14 protein-coding genes are annotated in these 17,144 nt (G+C 70.0%); 12 read left to right on the top strand and 2 right to left on the bottom strand.

What is annotated here, in order from left to right:
- The first annotated feature begins 19 nt into the window (after positions 1-19).
- The 4 genes from IPN47_27105 to IPN47_27090 all read left to right on the top strand — a co-directional run bounded on the left by IPN47_27105 (position 20) and on the right by IPN47_27090 (position 4,473).
- Positions 20-1,123 (top strand): alpha/beta hydrolase, encoded by a 1,104-nt coding sequence (locus IPN47_27105; protein ID MBK9411651.1) that lies wholly within the window; start codon positions 20-22, stop codon positions 1,121-1,123.
- A gap of 84 nt (positions 1,124-1,207) precedes the next feature.
- Complete coding sequence (locus IPN47_27100; GenBank protein MBK9411650.1) at positions 1,208-1,588, top strand: hypothetical protein; 381 nt, start codon at positions 1,208-1,210, stop codon at positions 1,586-1,588.
- A gap of 43 nt (positions 1,589-1,631) precedes the next feature.
- Positions 1,632-3,059 (top strand): MATE family efflux transporter, encoded by a 1,428-nt coding sequence (locus IPN47_27095; GenBank protein MBK9411649.1) that lies wholly within the window; start codon positions 1,632-1,634, stop codon positions 3,057-3,059.
- Positions 3,060-3,234: 175 nt separating this feature from the next.
- On the top strand, positions 3,235-4,473 hold the full coding sequence (locus IPN47_27090) for an amidohydrolase family protein (protein ID MBK9411648.1): 1,239 nt from the start codon (positions 3,235-3,237) through the stop codon (positions 4,471-4,473).
- Between the two features lie 135 nt (positions 4,474-4,608).
- On the opposite strand, the gene IPN47_27085 is transcribed toward IPN47_27090, so the two are convergent.
- The gene (locus IPN47_27085) at positions 4,609-5,085 is read right to left on the bottom strand and encodes an isoprenylcysteine carboxylmethyltransferase family protein (GenBank protein MBK9411647.1); all 477 of its coding nucleotides are present in this window, start codon (positions 5,083-5,085) and stop codon (positions 4,609-4,611) included.
- 273 nt (positions 5,086-5,358) lie between these two features.
- Here IPN47_27085 and IPN47_27080 point away from each other — a divergent pair, with 273 nt between their 5' ends.
- From IPN47_27080 to IPN47_27070, 3 genes are all read left to right on the top strand, one after another.
- Positions 5,359-7,704 (top strand): fused MFS/spermidine synthase, encoded by a 2,346-nt coding sequence (locus IPN47_27080; protein MBK9411646.1) that lies wholly within the window; start codon positions 5,359-5,361, stop codon positions 7,702-7,704.
- Between the two features lie 182 nt (positions 7,705-7,886).
- Positions 7,887-8,699, top strand: a complete 813-nt coding sequence (locus IPN47_27075) for a phosphatase PAP2 family protein (GenBank protein MBK9411645.1) — start codon at positions 7,887-7,889, stop codon at positions 8,697-8,699.
- 58 nt (positions 8,700-8,757) lie between these two features.
- A complete protein-coding gene (locus IPN47_27070) occupies positions 8,758-9,843 on the top strand; it encodes a phosphatase PAP2 family protein (protein MBK9411644.1) in 1,086 nt (361 codons plus the stop codon).
- A 67-nt stretch (positions 9,844-9,910) separates the two neighbouring features.
- On the opposite strand, the gene IPN47_27065 is transcribed toward IPN47_27070, so the two are convergent.
- Positions 9,911-10,720: a DUF3108 domain-containing protein gene (locus tag IPN47_27065; protein ID MBK9411643.1), complete on the bottom strand. Its 810-nt coding sequence runs from the start codon at positions 10,718-10,720 to the stop codon at positions 9,911-9,913.
- A gap of 190 nt (positions 10,721-10,910) precedes the next feature.
- On the opposite strand from IPN47_27065, the gene IPN47_27060 reads away from it, so the two are divergent.
- From IPN47_27060 to IPN47_27040, 5 genes are all read left to right on the top strand, one after another.
- Positions 10,911-11,951 carry a potassium channel protein gene (locus IPN47_27060; protein ID MBK9411642.1) on the top strand — a complete coding sequence of 347 codons (1,041 nt, stop codon included), beginning with the start codon at positions 10,911-10,913 and terminating at the stop codon, positions 11,949-11,951.
- A 160-nt stretch (positions 11,952-12,111) separates the two neighbouring features.
- Positions 12,112-13,557, top strand: coding sequence for a hypothetical protein (locus IPN47_27055; protein ID MBK9411641.1), 1,446 nt, complete (start codon positions 12,112-12,114; stop codon positions 13,555-13,557).
- A gap of 196 nt (positions 13,558-13,753) precedes the next feature.
- A complete protein-coding gene (tesB, locus tag IPN47_27050; protein MBK9411640.1) occupies positions 13,754-14,620 on the top strand; it encodes an acyl-CoA thioesterase II in 867 nt (288 codons plus the stop codon).
- 73 nt (positions 14,621-14,693) lie between these two features.
- Complete coding sequence (locus tag IPN47_27045) at positions 14,694-16,025, top strand: beta-lactamase family protein (GenBank protein MBK9411639.1); 1,332 nt, start codon at positions 14,694-14,696, stop codon at positions 16,023-16,025.
- 50 nt (positions 16,026-16,075) lie between these two features.
- Positions 16,076-16,975, top strand: a complete 900-nt coding sequence (locus tag IPN47_27040; GenBank protein ID MBK9411638.1) for a serine/threonine-protein phosphatase — start codon at positions 16,076-16,078, stop codon at positions 16,973-16,975.
- Positions 16,976-17,144 lie beyond the last annotated feature (169 nt).

Here is a 17,144-nt window from a genome sequence, read left to right as displayed (position 1 = left end):
CGCGGGCCGCCCCGACCCCGTGCGCCCTGGCCTGCGCGAGTCGATCGAAGGGCGCATCGCACGCCTGCTCTCTCACGTCCCTGGCGCCTGGTTGCTGCGGCTCGTTGGTGAGCGCCCGACGGTCGTGAACGGTGCGACGCTCGACGCACATGTGCAGTTCCTCCTCGCCGCCCGACGGCGCAAGGGCGATCCGGGGATGTGCGAGCCAACGGTCACGGCGGGGCGTGCCCGCTATCGCCGCGAGACGGCAGGCGTTGCGGGCCCACTCACGCCCGTGGGGCGCGTGCGCGAGCTCCAGGTCGATGGGGGCGCGGGGACGCTGTTGGCGCGGCACTATGCGCCGGTCGCCGCGGCGGCGGAACGCGCGCCGCTCCTCGTCTACCTGCACGGGGGCGGTTTCGCCATCGGCGACCTCGAGACGCACGACGAGCCGTGCCGCCAGTTGTGTCACCACGCCGCGATGCACGTGTTGAGCGTAGCGTATCGACTGGCGCCGGAGCATCGCTTTCCGTGCGCGGTCGACGATGCCATCGCCGCGTTGCGCTGGGCGCAGGAGCACGCCGAGTCGTTAGGCGCCGATCCGTCGGCGGTCGGGGTGGGCGGCGACAGCGCCGGGGGGAACCTGGCCACGGTCGCAGCGCTCGCCCGTTCGCGCGCCGGATGCCCGCCGGTGGCGCAGCTCCTGCTCTACCCGGTCACCGATGCCGACGTCGCCACCGCGTCGCGTCGTCTCTTCGCCACCGGCTACGTGCTGGAAAAACGGGACGTCGATGCCTTTCGCGACCTCTACCTGGGTGACGCGCTTGCGTCGCGCGCCGACCCCCGCGCCTCACCGCGGCGTGAGGGCGATCATTCGCTCGCGCCGCCGGCGCTCGTGGTCACCGCCGGCTATGATCCGCTGAGCGACGAGGGGCGCGACTACTCCGAAAGTTTGCGCCTGGCGGGAGTGCGCACGGAGCACCTGCATTTCCCGCCGCTCGTGCACGGCTTTGCCCACATGACCACGGTCGTCCCGGCGGCCCGCTCGGCGATGGTGCAGGTCGCCCGGCGGTGGGGCGAATTCGTGGCCGAGCAGCGTGGCGGGGGCGCACCCCCCGGCCATCGGCTCACCCCCACGGCATAGTGCGGCGACGGCGCACGCCATTAGGATTGTTGGACGCGCCGCGCTGACTCCCGCGCGCGCCATCACCCCATGCCGACGCCTGCCATGACGCGCCTCCGTTTCCTGCTCGCCCTCGTCGCCCTGTTCGCCTTCGGGAGCTCCGCCGTTCACGCCCAGCAGAAGGGGGTCGATGTCACCGGCAAGTGGGCGTTTGCCGTCACGACCGAGAACGGGACCGGATATCCCACGGTCACCCTCAAGCAGGAGGGGGAAAAGCTCACCGGGACGTACGAGTCGCAGCGACTGGGGAGCCGTGCGGTCGAAGGGACGGTGAAGGGCGATACGGTCAAGTTTGCCATGAAGGGGGCCGACGGGATGCCCGACTTCGAGTTCGTCGGGGTGATCGTCGACAAGGACAACCTCAAGGGAACGCTGGAGATGGGTGGGATGGGGAGCGCTACCTTCACCGGCAAACGCTCGCAATAGCCGCGATCGCCATCGGGCCCCCGGCTCGCACCGAAGCTCCCTGGTGAGCGCTGCGTCCCCCGGTGGGGCGTCCGGCCCGGACGTCTACGATCGCGCCCTCATCGACGGGCCCCTGCTCCCCGCGGTCTGGCGCATCGCGTGGCCCACGATGCTGCAGAACGTCATTGGTGGATTGCAGGGGGTCATCGATCACGCCCTGGTCGGTCACTACGTCGGCTACGCCGGCAACGCCGCGATCGGCGTCAGCCTCCAGATCTACCTCGTCGTCATCGCCTTCATCTCGTCGCTCTTCATCGGGATGAGCGTCCTGGTCGCCCGCTTCGTCGGTGCGCGCGACGCGGATCGGGTGAACCGCACCGTCCTGCAGGCCTTCCTGGTGGCGGTCGGGCTCTCGGTCGGGGTCCTGGCGCCCATCGGCTACTTCGCCGCCCCCGCGCTGCTGTCGCTGGTGAATGCCGCGCCTAACGTCCAGGCCGAGGCGCTCCCGTTCCTGCGCATCATGTTCGTCTTCGGCGTGGGGATGCTCCTCTTCTACATGGTGGGCGGGGCCCTCCGCTCCGCGGGCGATGCGCGCACGCCGTTGCGGCTGGGCATCGCCGTCACCGCGCTCAACATCACCTTCAACGTCATCCTCATCCAAGGGCTCGGCCCATTCCCGGCACTCGGCACCAGCGGGGCCGCGATCGGGACGGCGATCGCCACCGGGAGCGTGGCGCTGTACTCCGCGTACAAGCTGTGGAGCGGGAGCTGGGTGGTGCGCTTTCCGCGCGGGGAGGCGTTCCGCATCGAGTGGGACATCGTGCGGGCGCTGTTTCGCTTTGGACTCCCGAGCGGAGTGCAGGGGGTGGCGATGAACGTCGGCGGTGTCATGCTGCTCGGCTTCATCGGGTCGCTGGCGATGAGCGGGCAGGCGCAGGCAGCGTACGCGGTGGGCTACACCGAGCTCTTCTCGCTCATCACGTGGACGTCGGCGGGGCTCACGGGAGCAGTGGCCACCGTGGCGGGGCAGAGCCTGGGGTCGGGGAACGCCGATCGCGCCCAGCGGTCGGCCTTCGAGGCCGCGCGGATTGCGGCGACCGGTGCCGCCGCGATGGGGCTCCTCTTCGTCCTCATCCCGCGACAGCTGCTCGCCCTCTTCGGGATGACCGAGCCAACCGCCGTGGAGCTCGGCGTGCAGCTCCTGCGCTACCTCAGCGTCTCCGGGGTCTTCGTTGCCGTGGCCCTCACCTACACCGGTGGGTTGCAGGGGACGGGCGACACGCGCAGTCCGCTGTACATCTCCCTCGTCTCGCAGATCGTGATTCCGCTGGGGATCTGCTGGCTCGTGCAGCGCTACTCCACGCTCGACCCGTGGGACATCTGGCGCGCGATCCTCGCCGGCCACGTGACGCGCTGCCTCCTCTCGATCTGGCGTTTCAGGCAGGGGCGGTGGCGAGAGATCAGCGTCGACATCCGACCGACGCGCGCGTGAGTGTCGGTCGCGCGATGGCGCGCCGTTGGCTCCGCACGCAGAGGGGGACGCCGGCCGCACATCGCCGGGCACGTGCTTGCCGGCGGATGACATCGCCCCCATGCTCCACGCGCCGATGCGCCGCCGCATCGCGTGCCCCTACGCGCCTCGGCGCATCCCCCGGGATTCCCACCGCATGTCGCTTGCTCGATTCCTCTCCGCTGCCTGCTGCTGCCTGACGACCGTCGTGTCGGCGCAGTCGGCGCCGACCACGGTGCGCGCCTTCACCGGTGCCCGCGTCATCGACGGCACCGATCGGCCGCCGATCACGAATGCGACGATCGTGGTGCGCGATGGGCGGATCGTCGCCGTCGGTCCCGCCGCCCGCATCACGATCCCGGCGGGGGCCGAGCGCGTGGCGCTCGACGGGAAGACGGTGATGCCGGGGTTGATCAATGCGCACGGGCACGTGACCGGGGCGAAGGACCTCGACACGTACGCGGCGTACGGCGTGACGACCGTCTACTCGCTGGGCGGCGAGCCAGCCGATGTCTTCGAGGCGCGCCGGGGGCAGGAGGCCCCCACGCAGGCGCGGGCCCGCGTCTTCGTGGCGGGGCCGGTGATCACGGCGACCACGCCGGACGAGGCGCGCGCGCAGGTGGCGGCGGTCGCCGCGCAGCGGGTGGACATGGTCAAGATCCGCGTCGATGACAACCTCGGCACGGCGGTCAAGATGTCCCCCGAGGTGTACCGGGTGGTCATCGCGGAAGCGCACGCGCGCGGTTTGCGGCTGGCGGCGCACCTCTTCTACCTCGCCGATGCCAAGTCGCTCCTGGCTGCCGGCGCCGACCTGGTGGCGCACAGCGTGCGTGATGCCGACGTCGACGCCGAGCTGATTGCGGCGCTCCGCGCGCGCGGCGTCTGCGTCAGCCCCACGCTCATGCGCGAGGTGTCGGCCTTCGTGTACGAATCGACCCCGGCATGGTTCGGCGATTCGCTCTTCCTCACGCACGCCAATCGTGAGTGGATGGCGACGGTGCAGGAGCCGGCGCGCCAGGACGCCATGCGGCGAAGCCCCAGCGCGCAGCGCTACAAGGCGGCGCTGGACGTCGCCAGCCGCAACCTCACGCGACTCGCCGACGCCGGCATCCCGATCGCGATGGGGACCGACACCGGTCCCATGGGGCGCTTCCAGGGTTACTTCGAGCTGATGGAGCTGGAGCTGATGGTCAAGGCGGGGCTCACCCCGCGGCAGGTCCTCACCGCGGCGACCCTCGGTGCGGCGCGCTGCATGCAGATCGAGCGTGACCTGGGGACGCTGGAGCGCGGGAAGTGGGGGGACTTCGTCGTCCTCGACGCCGACCCGCTGGCCGACATCTCCAACGTGCGCCGCATCCACTCGGTGTGGATCGCCGGCAACCGCGTGGCGCGCTAACCGAGGTTTCGAGACCCGCGGCCGCAAGCGCAGCCGCAGCGCCGGCGCCCTGCGCCGGCAACGGCGCGGCGACGGGTCTTGAAACCAGCGGTCGCGCCGCGGGCGCCTAACGACCCTCGCCGCGCGCCGGCACGGTCACACCCAGCGACGCACCCGGGCGCAGTACTCGCGATAGGTGGGGCCGAACATCGCCTCGAGACGCGCTTCCTCGCCGGGGATGACCACGACGTTCATCACGAGGATGATGACGGGGAGCCCGACCAGCGGCCATGCCGAGTTGGCGAGGGCGGTGGCGCCCAGGTACAGCAGGGTGAGGCCGAGGTACATCGGGTTGCGCGAGATGCGATACGGCCCGTCAGTCACGAGCGCGGTCGTCGGGCGCCACGGCAAGGGGCTGGTGCGGGCGCGGCGGAAACGCAGCAGGGCGGAGATGCCGATCGTCGCCAGGGCGAGGAGGGGGAGGCCGATCCACGTGCCGATGGTGCGCGGAAGAAGCGGGAGTGGGTGCCACCGGTCGAGGAGCAGGGCGCCCACGAATGGGACCGCGTAGACGAGCGGCGGCGGCAGGTGAAAGCTCGAAGCGTGCGACGAGCCCTGTGGCGGGTTGTCCATCGCAGGGAGTGGTGAGGGAGAGGGGCGGCCAGCATTCGTCTCATGGACGATGGCGCGGTTTGCGGATGAAGTCGAGGCGTTTGGCCGACCCGAGACACGCACGCACTGAACTGCACGTCGAGCGGCACGTCGAGCGTCAGGCGTGTGGCCGCTCCGGTGCCGGCACCGGTGGCTGCGACGGCGCCTCCGAATTACGATCCAGCGCGCGGCTGGCACGGCCAATCGCTCTCCCCCTCGTGCGCGCCCCCGAGCCCTGACGGCACTCCCCTGGCAATGAGCTTTCCGGCGTCCGCCCTCGTGGCCCTGTTCGCCGTCGCGACCTTCCTCAATGCGGCGCTGCTGTTCGCCGTGGAGCCGATGTTCACCAAGATGGTGCTCCCCTTGTTAGGCGGAACACCGTCGGTCTGGAATACCTGCCTCCTCTTCTTCCAGGGGGCGCTGCTGGTCGGCTACCTCTATGCGCACGTCACCTCGCGCTGGCTGACCGTGTCGCGCCAGGCGGCGTTGCACCTGGCACTGCTCGTGGCGGCAGCGGCGATGCTCCCCATCGGGGTCGCACGCGTCGCGCCGCCGACGGTGGGGACGGGGGCAACCATCGGCTGGCTCCTCACCCTGCTCGCCGGTACGCTGGGGGCCCCGTTCGTCCTCCTGGCGGCCGGGGCCCCGATGCTCCAACGGTGGTTTGCCGGCACTCGGCACCCGATGGCAGGCAATCCGTACTTCCTGTACGTCGCGAGCAACATCGGGAGCTTCGCCGCGCTCCTCAGCTATCCGACCCTTGTCGAGCCGCGGCTGCGGCTCGGCGAGCAGAGCGCGCAATGGACGTGGGGATATGGCGCGCTGTTGTTCCTGGTGCTCGCGGCCGGTGGGGCAGCGTGGACGTGGCGCGCGAGCGCGGTGGCGACGGGAGCGCGCGATGACGCGGCGCGGGGGGTGAAACGCGAGGATGACGCGCGCAATGAAACGATGACAGCCGAGGGGCTGTCCGACGGTAGCGTTGTTATTGGGGGGGGCCCCCCGCGCCCTCACCCCCTCACCCCAGACGACGAACCCCCACCCCCCACCCTCGTCCCCACCAACGCCTGGCGCCTACGCTGGGTCCTCCTCTCCTTCGCCCCGTCGTCGCTCCTGCTCGGCGTCACCACCTTCCTCAGCACCGACATCGCCTCGGTCCCCTTCCTCTGGGTCGTACCGCTGGCGCTCTACCTCCTCACCTTCGTCTTCGTCTTCGCCCGGCGCCCGCCACTCAACCGCGGCTTCCTCCTGGCGTTGCACCTCGTCCTCACCCTCGCGCTCCTGCTCTTCCTTGGCGCCGAGTCGTCCAAGCGCCCCACCGCCGTCGCCACGCTCCACCTGGTCACCTTCTTCGTGACCGCGATGGTCTGCCACCGCGAGCTGGCCGACGCCCGTCCGCGCGCCGAGCACCTCACGGAGTTCTACTTGTGGATGTCGCTGGGGGGGCTGCTGGGCGGCGTCTTCAACGTCCTCCTCGCGCCGCTCCTCTACGACCGCGTCGTGGAGTACCCGTTCGCGATGATCATCGCCCTCGGGCTCCGGCCCATGCGCACCGCCGCTGGTGGCGACGCCCGACGAGCGCTCCTGCTCGATCTCGCCCTCCCGATCGCCCTCTTCGGCTTCGTCTCGGTGGGCTACCTCCTCCCCACGCCGGCCGGGAAGTGGGGTGAGTACGCGCTGTACGCCTACCTGGTCGTCGCCGCCCTGCTCGCGTCCTCCTTCTACCGGCGATCACTGCGCCTCGCACTCGGCGCCGCCGCCATCTACCTCGGCATCGATGCCGGCGCCCGAGCGTCCGACGACACGATCTACCAGGCACGGTCGTTCTTCGGGGTCTACCGAGTGCGCCACTGGCAGAACTACCGCCTGCTCCAGCACGGGACCACGACCCACGGCGGCCAGTCCCTCCTCATGCGCCGCACCACCGAGCCCCTGACCTACTATCACCGCGACGGGCCGCTGGGCGACCTCTTCCGCCTCACGACCGACTCGGTCGGGCCGCGACAGGTCGCCCTGGTTGGGTTGGGGACCGGCACGACGGCGTGTTATGCCCGTCCCGGGGAGCAATGGACCTACTATGAGATCGACCCGTTGGTGGTCGCCATCGCGCGCTCGCCGCAACTCTTCACGTACCTGCGCGACTGCCAGCCCGACGTCCGGATCATCCTTGGCGATGCCCGCCTCTCGCTGGCCAGCGCCCCCGATTCGTCTTTCGACCTGATCACGCTCGACGCCTTCAGCTCCGACGCCATCCCGGTGCACCTGCTCACTCGCGAGGCGCTCCAGCTCTACGCCCGCAAGCTGCGCCCGGGCGGGATCGTCGCCTTTCACATCAGTAACCGCTATCTCGACCTCAGGCCGGTGCTGGTCGAGCTCGCGCGCGACGCGCGCCTGGCGGGCGCCTCAGTCGATCGGGATGTGACCCCCGAGCAGAAGGAACAACTGTTCTACGGTTCCCGCTGGGTCGCCCTGGCCGCGCAGGCGCACACCCTGGCCCCGCTGGTTCGTGAGGCGGGGTGGAACGTCCTCGCCCCGTCTGCCCCCATTCGGGTGTGGACCGACGACTACTCGGACGTCTTTCAGCTGCTCAAGCGCGGGAAGTAATCGCGGCATTTCCCCCGCCGATCGCTCGGCGCTTTTGCCTCCGCGTCGGCTCGTGCGTCGATTCGGAGGCGTCACAGGCTGGACCTTCTTGCGTATCCCCCCTCGCGTGTCGGGCCTTTCCGGGCGAGCTTGAGCGCCGCGTGTCATCGGATTGCAGCTCCCCTCGCACATTCGGAGGATTCGTGTCCCTTGGACGGCTCGCGGTACTCGTCGCCGGCACCGTGTTGTACGCCTCCTCGCTCAGCGCGCAGGCGTCGCTTCTGGCCGTCCCGTCGCTTCCGCCGGTCGCCGGGGACTCTTCCCGTCAGTTGCAATCCGGGATCAGGTTCGAGCTCCCCCCGCTGCTGCCGCTGCATGCCATGTCGGTCTCACGCACGGCGCCGCCGTTCGTGCGCGCGTCGCTTCTCGCGGTTGGGGTGTCGGGGGCGGTCTCGCTTGCCGACGGGCCGATGATGCGCGAGATCGCCAAGCTGCGTTCCGACGATGGCTCGATGCGACGCGCCTCGGTGCTCTGCGCCTCGCTCGGCGGCTTCGTTCCACTCTCGGTCGGGGGGCTGATGTGGGCCGGCGGCGCGATCGCCGGCAACGACGTGGTCAAGCACATCGGCGTCGAATCGACGCAGGCCGTGATGCTCAGCGGGGTGCTCACCATCGGGATCAAGGGACTCATCGGGCGCTCGCGCCCCAACGCCTCCCCCGACGACCCGGACCATTTCTACCCGGGACGCGGCTTCTTCGATGCGCGCCGTTCGTCGTTTCCCTCCGGGCACACGAGCGCCGCCTTCGCCCTCGCCACGGTGTTGTCGCGCGAGCTCTCCGGGCGCTACCCTTCCAAGCGTTGGCTCATTCGTGGCGCGCTGTACGGCGCGGCCGGGTCCGTCGGACTGGCCCGCATGTACCAGAATGCGCATTGGCCGAGTGATGTGGTGACCGGCGCGGCGCTGGGGACGCTGAGCGGCATGCAGGCGCTCTCCTGGCACGCGGGACGTCGCTAGCTCTTCGCTGTCGGGGGTGATGGTGCTGCGCCTGCCGTTCGTGAGCCGTTCTACCGGCGTGACCATCACTCGTGGTGCGTGGCGTTGCCTAACGGCAGCGTCTCTGCTCTCGACCACGTCGGCCGCCGCCCAGGGGCTCCCACCGGATACGCTCGCTGGCAGCGCGACGGCCGCCGCCCGCGCGGTGCCATCTCCCCTCGCCCCCGATACGCTCGTCCGGCGCGTCTTCAACGTGCGGGGGCCGGCGCAGCGCTACGAGCTGGGGACGCACGGCACCTTCGAGTACCGGCGCCCCGTGCGGCTCCGCATGGCGCGCGAGATTCCAGCAACGGTGGCGGGGACCTTCGCGCTCGGGCTGCGCCCCGGCAGCCTGCCGGAGTGGGGGGCTACCGCCGTCAGCACGCTCGCGCTCTATGCGGCGGACGACTACCTGATCGACAAGACGCGCATGCTCGCGCGTCACGTTGGCCTCCCGCCCAACCACCCGTCGATCAACCTGCGCTTTGCCGGCATGAAGCTCCCGATCCCGAGCACGCTCGGGTCGGCGCTCTACTTCCTGGGGGACGGGACGACCGACCTGCTCGTGGCGGGGGGATTCCTCGTGCACGGCATGCGGAAGAACGACAATCGCGCGCGCACCACCGCCAGCGAGATCACCTCCGGGCTCGTCTCGCTCGGCGTGTACACACAACTCCTCAAGCGCTCGTTCGGTCGGCAGACGCCCAACGAGGCCACCGAGCCGCGCGGGCGCTGGCGCCCGTTTCCGGCGCTGGGCGACTACAACGCCAATGTCCCCGCGTACGATGCGATGCCGTCGGGCCACATGGCCGCGGCCATGTCGACGGTGGAGATCGTGGCCCTCAACTACCCCGAGAAGGCGTTCGTGCGACCACTCGGCTATTCGTTGATGACGGTGCTCGGTTTCGCGATGGTCAACAACGGGGTGCACTGGGCGAGCGACTACCCGTTGGCGCTCCTGATCGGTGGCGGCGTGGCGCGCGTGACGGTGGCGCGCGGACGCGCGCAGCTGAGCGCGGCCGCGAACGGGAGCGACGACACGTCGAGAGAAGGCCGGCGCGGCTTCACCTGGTCACCGCTGCTCACGCCGCGCGCGGTCGGCGTGACGGTGGGACTCCCCTACTGAGCCGCGCCGGGTACGGCGCGGTCGCCTAACGCGGCCGTCCTCGGACGGGGCATCGGTCGCCTGCCCGTCAGGGCGTGGCGCCCTGCGAGAACTCCCGCAGCTGCAACGAGATCGTCCCGAAGACCACGTGCGTCTCCATGCGCACCATCAGGCGGCGCTCGTCGTCGGTGAACCAGATCTCGGCGCGCCCGTTCTTCGAGAAGACCCCCTTGGACTTGATGATCGGCTTGATGACGATCGTCTGGAAGGTCCCGGCCGGGACGGTGAGCTTCTCGCGCCGCGCAGCGATCACCGTGACCGGGTTGCGGTCGGGGATGAAGTAGCGCGGGTAGTCGTACGTGCGGCCAACCTCCAGCGGTTGGTTGCGCACGAAGAAGATGAACGCCCCTTCGTCGAGCGGATTGGCGACCGTGGGCCGCTCGGGCTTGGCGTCCTCGCGAAAGACACCGCGCTCGGGGTAGATCTCGTAGACTTTCGTCCGCTCGCGCTTCCCCTCGACCGTTTCCTGCCGATGGCGCAACGAGTTGAACGTCTCGACGTCGATCCAGCTCTCCAGGACGTCATGCACGCGATAGCCCGGAATCCCGCCGCTGATCTCGAGCTTGGTGTGCCACACCCGGCGGCCGCGCAACGTGTCGAGCCCCACCACCTCCATGCGCGCGGTCCCGACGTTGAACATCCCGTACTTCACGTCGTACACCATCGACTCGCCGATCCCGAAGGCGAGCGGGCGTGCCGCCCCCCCAGCCGCCGTCTGCGCCGCCAGCGAAGTTGGCGCGCCAACCGCTCCCTGCGTCGCCACGGCCAGCAGTCCCCCCGCGAGCATGGCTCGCAGGCGGCGGCGACGGGGCGGGAAGCGATGGGGAGCGGACGACATGCGGTTCCTCAAGGATCGGCGTGGCAATCTAAAGCCTTACTCGGGGGCGGTAATTCCGGTTCCCGAGACGTGCCACGATCGTGGCAGCGCCAGTGGGAGTTCGTGGCCCTCTCATCGGCATCCCGCCGATGGTGCGAGCGGGCGGGCTCTCCCATGGTCATGACACCCCCTTTGCCAGCGTGACCGAGGCATGAGCGCTCACCTCGACCACCGATCGGCCGCCGTCCTCGCCGCGCAGGCCCGCCTGCGCAAGGGGATCCTCGTGCTGCTGCTGATCATCGCCGCCGGCATTATCGGTTACCGGCAGCTTGAGGGGTGGACGGTCGTCGACGCGCTCTACATGACGATCACGACGCTCACCACGGTGGGCTTCATGGAGGTGCACCCACTCAGCGATGCTGGGCGCCTCTTCACCATCGTCATCCTCATCACTGGGGTCGGGACCTTCTTCTTCATCGCCGGCACGTTCACCGAATACGTGATCGGCGGCTCGCTCACCGGCGTGGTCAGGAGCCGACGCATGCAACGACAGATCGATGCGATGACCGGGCACCAGATCGTCTGTGGCTACGGTCGCGTGGGAGAGCAGGTTGCGCTCGACCTGGAGGAAGACGGGCTGCAGGTCGTGGTGGTGGAGAGGGATCCCTCTGCGCTCCAGCGCCTGGGCGATCGCTTCCCCTGCGTCACCGGCGACGCAACCGACGAAGCGGTCCTCGCCCGCGCCGGGATCGCGCGCGCGGCGGGGCTCGTAGCTGCCTCTGGAGAAGACACCGCGAACATCGTCATCACCCTCACCGCGCGCGGCATGAACGGCACGCTGCAGATCGTCGCCCGCGGCGGCGCCGACGAAGCGGCGAGCAAGCTGATGCGAGCCGGTGCCAATCAGGTGATTTCGCCCTACCGGCTCGCCGGTCGCCGCATCGCCGCGCAGCTCCAGAGCCCGCGCGTCAGCGACTTCCTCGACCTCGTCATGCACTCCCGCGACGTGGAAGTCTGGCTGCGCGAGGTGACGGTTCGCCCGAAGAGCCGGCTGGACGGGCGTCCCCTGGCCGAGTGCCGTCTCGCCGACGAACTCGGCGTCACGCTGCTCGCCGTGAGCGAAGGCGGGAGCGGGCACCTGCTCACGTCTCCCCCGGCGACGCTCTCGCTCGGCGCCGACGACATCCTCATCGTCCTCGGAACCACGGAGCAGCTGCGCCGCCTCAACGTCCTCGCGGGAAACGCGTCGTGATCGCCGTGCAGACGACACGCCTGCACATTGACCACCCCTTGCCAAGAGGGACGGTGCCGCCGCGCCGGCTCGCCACCGCTGACACGGTCCCGAAGTCAGAGGACGGCCGTGGCGAAGCGGGGGGCGCGAGCGATATGTTCGCGAACGCCTCGATCATGGCATGACCCCCGCCCTCCCCCCCATCGCACAGCGCCCCGGTTGCACGGTGCTCGTTCTCCCGTTCGCCTCCAGCCGAGGCGTGGATGGGGGGAGCGCTCACGTGGCCGAGGGGGTCTCGGATGAGCTCGTGATGGCGCTCTCGCAGCTCCCGGGGCTCGCGGTGATCGGGCGCGGGACCTCGTCGACCTTTCGCGGGACGACCGAGTCGCCCGTCACCTGCGCGGCCGCGGTCGGCGCCGATCTCGTCGTCTCCGGTACGGTGAGCGATGAAGCGGGCGAGCTGCGGGCGGAGGTGACGATCACGGTCATCGCGGCCGACGGTGGTGGTGGGCGCGAGGAGCGCGCCGAGCGCACCGAAGTCACCATGACTCCCCTCACCTTCACGAGCGGCGTTTCACAGCTGGCGGAGCGAGTGGCGGAGGTCTGTGGGGTGACACCGACCGATGCGTGGCGCGAGCGGGTGCGACGCCCGATCAGCGACCATCCGGAGGCCTTCGACCTCTACTTGATGGGGCGCTTCCACTCGGAGCAGCGCCCGATCGGGGTCAAGCTCGCGATGCAGTGCTTCGACCGGGCGATCCGCCTGGATGGGGCGATCGCCGGGGCCTTCGGCGGGCTGGCGATGCTGTGGACCAACTTCGGGATCTTCCTCGCCCTCCCACCGCGCGGGGCCCGCGATCGCGCGCGCGAACAGGCGCGCCGCGCCCTCGCCATCGACCCCGACGAGCCGCTGGCGACCGCCTCGCTCCTGGCCAATGCGACGTTCTACGAATGGGACCTCGCGCTGGCCGACACGCTCGGGGCGCAGCTCCTGGCCAGCCATCCATCGTTGGTCGTTCCACGCCAGTCGCTGTTGTACGCCCACGCCGCCCGCGGCAACGCGGAGGCGGTGCGCGCGTTAGGCCGCGAGGTGCAACGGCTCGATCCGCGATCGGTCGACCCGGTCAACGATTTCGGCTTCGCCCTTCTCCTCGTCGGCGACGCCGCCGGGGCCGTGGAGGTGCTCGATGCGCACGCCGCGCTGCATCCCGCCGCGAGCGAGGTGCACCGCCGCCTGGGGCTCGCCCTCCTCGAGGCCGGCGACACCGCGCGCGCCGTCACCCACCTCGAGCGCTCGGTGGCCCTCTCGCGCCGGCATGCGTGGGGCGTCGCCAACCTGGCCTGCGCGCACGCCCGGGCCGGCGACGCCGCGGGGGCGCGCGCCATCCTCGCCGAACTCGAGGAACGCGGCGATGGCGGCGGGGAGCTCGTGCCATCCGTCGCCCTGGCGGCGGTGCACGCGTCGTTAGGTGCGCACGACGCCGCCTTTGCCGCCCTCGACCGGGCGATCGACGCGCGTGACTACTGGCTCCTCGCCCTCGACGCCGACCCGCTGCTCGCCCCGCTGCGCAGCGATCCGCGCTTCGACGCGGTGCGCCAGCGGGTGCACGCGATCGCGCGAAGCTGACGTGTGCACCGCGGTGAACACCAAGGGCCAGCATCAGTGGCGAACACCAGTGGCGAGCGCCTGCTGAGTCCACCAGCGAAGGTCACCAACTGACTGCACGTGCGGCGCCGCACGCCGGCGCCGAAGTGCACGGCTCTACCGACGCGCGGCGCGATCCACGACGCGCCCCGCCGCCCCTTCATCATCCAGGATCAACATGTCCGCTGCATCGGCTGACCTCCTCGCCCTCCTCGACCTCGAGCCGCTCGAGGTCAACATCTATCGCGGCAGCAATCGCGATGTCGGGACGGGACGCGTCTTCGGCGGCCAGGTCTTTGCCCAGGCACTCGTGGCGGCACGCCGCACCGTGGAGGGCGAACGCGAGGCCCACTCGGTGCACGGCTACTTCATCCTCCCCGGCGACCTCAACGCACCCATCGTCTACTTCGTCGATCGCCTGCGCGACGGCAACTCCTTCACCACGCGTCGCGTCACCGCCATCCAGCACGGCCAGGCGATCTTCAACCTCTCGGCCTCCTTCCACATCGCCGAGCCAGGGCTCGAGCACCAGGAGGGAATGCCCGAGGTCGTCCCCCCGGAGTCGCTCGCCCCCGAACTCTCGCTCATCCGTGAGATGGCCGATCGCATCCCCGAATCGCTGCGCCCCGTCCTCACGCAGGATCGTCCCATCGACTTCCGCCCGGTCGTCCCGAACGACCCGTTCCGCGCCGAGGTGCGCCCGCCCGTTCGACACGTCTGGTTCCGCGCCGCTGGGCCGCTCCCCGACGACGCGCTCACGCATCAGGCCGTGCTGGCCTACGCCTCGGACTACGGGCTCCTCCCAACCGCCCTCGGCCCCCACGGGATCGCCTTTCGTACCAAAGGGCTGCAGATGGCGTCGCTCGATCACTCACTCTGGATGCATCGCCCCTTCCGCACCGACGAGTGGTTGCTGTATGTGATGGACAGTCCCGCTGCGGCGGGGGCGCGCGGTTTCGTGCGCGGCTCGATCTTCACCCGCGACGGCGTGCTGGTGGCGTCGGTTGCGCAGGAAGGACTCATGCGCATTCGCACGCCGAAGTGACACACGCGTTGCCCCGGCCACGGCGCGCGACCGACGTTCACGGCTTCACCACCTGTCATTTCCGCTGACCACCATGCTGCGAAGCTCCCCACGCGTCATCGCCCTCGCGACCATCGCCCCCGCGTTGCTCGCGCTCTCCGCGCTTCCGGCGCAGCAGACCGCCAAGCGCCCCTTCTGGCGTCCGGGACAGACGCAGACCGGGAGCGCGCCGCGCGCGGCGAACGGCTTCTCCGCCGAGCGCCTGGCGCGCATCGACCGCTTCATGCAGTCGTACGTCGACGAGCATAAGGTGGCGGGGGCGGTCGGGCTCGTCCTGCGCAACGGGCGCGTCGTCTACGAGAAGGCGGTGGGGTGGAGCGACATGGAGGCGGGGCGCCGCATGACGCCCGACGCGCTCTTCCGCATTGCCTCGCAGACCAAGGCCATTACCAGCGTGGCCATCATGGCGCTGGTCGAAGAGGGGAAGATCGCCATCAGCGATCCGGTGAGTCGCTTCATCCCGGCCTACAGTCGCACGATGGTCGCAACGCGCACGGACACCGGCGTCGCCATCGTGCCGGCCAAGCGCGCCATCACCATACGTGACCTCCTGACGCACACGGCCGGCATCTCGTACGGCACCGACGCCCATGTCGCCAAACTGTACGAAGCGAAAGGGCTTGGCCCCGCCGCTGGATTCGGATGGTACACGGCCGACAAGGACGAACCCGTGTGCGAGACGATGGAGCGCCTCGCGTCACTCCCCTTTGTTGCGCAGCCGGGTGAGGCGTGGGTCTACGGTTACAACACCGACATCCTCGGCTGCGTGGTCGAGAAGGCGTCGGGGATGGCGCTCGACGCCTTCATTGCCGAGCGCATCACCGGGCCGTTAGGCATGGTCGATACGCACTTCTTCGTCCCCACAGGCAAGCGCGACCGGCTGGCAGCGGTGTATGGCAGCAACACCGACGGGTCAGCGTCGCGCGCCCCCGACGGACCCCGCGGGCAGGGGAACTACCTCGACGGTCCGCGCCGCTCGTTTGCGGGGGGCGCGGGACTCGTCTCCACGGCGCGTGACTATGCGCGCTTCCTGCAGATGCTGCTCAACGGTGGCGAGCTGGAGGGCGTGCGCATCCTCGCGCCCAAGACGGTGCAGCTCATGACGACCAACCACGTGGGGACGCTGCACTCCACCTCGGGGCTCGGCTTCAGCCTCGGCTTTCAGACCGTCGACAGCTTCGGTGCCAACGGGATGAGCTCGCAGGGGGCGTACGGCTGGGGTGGGGCGTACGGCTCCAACTATCGCGTGGATCCGAAGGAAAAGCTGGTCGTCGTCTTCATGGTGCAGCAGATTCCCAACCGCACCGACCTCGCGGCCAAGTTCCCGACGCTCGTGTACCAGGCGTTGGTGGCGCCCACGCCGTAACCGCGCGACCCGACATCGACGCACGTAGGTGCGCACCAGCGGAGGGGAAGATGGCGATACGTGAGGAGCCGGCCGAAGTCCCGAGCGCCGTCCGCAAGCCGCGCGACGACGAGATCGACGTGTACGGCCTGACGCATCCGGGGAAGGTGCGCACCGAGAACCAGGACAACTTCCTCATCGCCTCGCTGCACCGGCAGATGCGCGTACACCTCACGAGCCTCCCGGCGCTCGGCGGCGTGCAGCGCGACACCGATCGCCTTGCCTTTCTCGCCGTGGTCGCCGATGGCGTGGGGGGCGGCTTCGCTGGTGAAGAGGCGAGCCGTTTCGCCCTGGAGTCGATGAGCCAGTACGTCAACGACTCGGCGACCTGCTTCTACACCGCCGATGCCGGCGACGACGAGGCCTTTCGTCGCACCCTCGAGTCAGCGGCGCTGCGCGTCCACGAGGCGCTGAACGAGCGCAGCGCCGCCCTCCCGGGCCGACGCGGCATGGCGACGACGCTCACGCTGTTCCTCGGCGTCTGGCCGCGCATCTACCTGCTCCAGGTCGGCGACTCGCGCTACTACTTCATGCGCGACGGAGAGCTCACGCAGGTCACGCGCGACCAGACCATCGCGCAGGAGCTCATCGACCTCGGTGTCCTCACGCGTACCGACCAGAAGGTCGCACGCTTCTCCAACGTCCTGGCCAGCGCCATCGGTGGGGCGCAGTCGTCGCCCGTCGTGACCGGCGTGCAGAACGCGTGGGGGATGGTGCATCTGCTGTGCAGCGATGGGCTCACGCGCCACGTCGACGATGCGCGCATCCGCGAGCGCTTGCTGGCGATGACGTCGGCGCGCGAGGCCTGCGAGGCGCTGCTGCAGGACGCCCTCGACGGGGGCGGACGCGACAACATCACGGTGATCGTCGGCAGGACGGCCCGCCTCGACGAGCCCCCGGCCGCCCCCTAGTCGTTGGAGACGCGGCGCTTCAGTCGCCGTGTCAGCGCCGCCAGGCGAATAGCGCATCAGGGCAAGGGCGCCCCTCCCCGCACCGGCAGCCTCAGCCGCATGCCCATGGTTCACAGGCAACGCTCTACATGCCGAATGCGGGCCAGTGAAACACTCACACAAGAGACGT

Source organism: Gemmatimonadota bacterium, assembly GCA_016719105.1.
Classification (GTDB): Bacteria; Gemmatimonadota; Gemmatimonadetes; order Gemmatimonadales; family Gemmatimonadaceae; genus SCN-70-22.
Note: the sequence above shows the minus strand (reverse complement) of the source record. Positions and strands in the feature narration are given on the sequence as shown.

Coding starts and splice junctions, on each gene's coding strand:
- IPN47_27060 (MBK9411642.1), top strand. CDS start 10,911: ATGAGCGCTCACCTCGACCACCGATCGGCCGCCGTCCTCGCCGCGCAG.
- IPN47_27055 (MBK9411641.1), top strand. CDS start 12,112: ATGACCCCCGCCCTCCCCCCCATCGCACAGCGCCCCGGTTGCACGGTG.
- IPN47_27100 (MBK9411650.1), top strand. CDS start 1,208: ATGACGCGCCTCCGTTTCCTGCTCGCCCTCGTCGCCCTGTTCGCCTTC.
- IPN47_27085 (MBK9411647.1), bottom strand. CDS start 5,085: ATGGACAACCCGCCACAGGGCTCGTCGCACGCTTCGAGCTTTCACCTG.
- IPN47_27080 (MBK9411646.1), top strand. CDS start 5,359: ATGAGCTTTCCGGCGTCCGCCCTCGTGGCCCTGTTCGCCGTCGCGACC.
- IPN47_27045 (MBK9411639.1), top strand. CDS start 14,694: ATGCTGCGAAGCTCCCCACGCGTCATCGCCCTCGCGACCATCGCCCCC.
- tesB (MBK9411640.1), top strand. CDS start 13,754: ATGTCCGCTGCATCGGCTGACCTCCTCGCCCTCCTCGACCTCGAGCCG.
- IPN47_27065 (MBK9411643.1), bottom strand. CDS start 10,720: ATGTCGTCCGCTCCCCATCGCTTCCCGCCCCGTCGCCGCCGCCTGCGA.
- IPN47_27090 (MBK9411648.1), top strand. CDS start 3,235: ATGTCGCTTGCTCGATTCCTCTCCGCTGCCTGCTGCTGCCTGACGACC.
- IPN47_27040 (MBK9411638.1), top strand. CDS start 16,076: ATGGCGATACGTGAGGAGCCGGCCGAAGTCCCGAGCGCCGTCCGCAAG.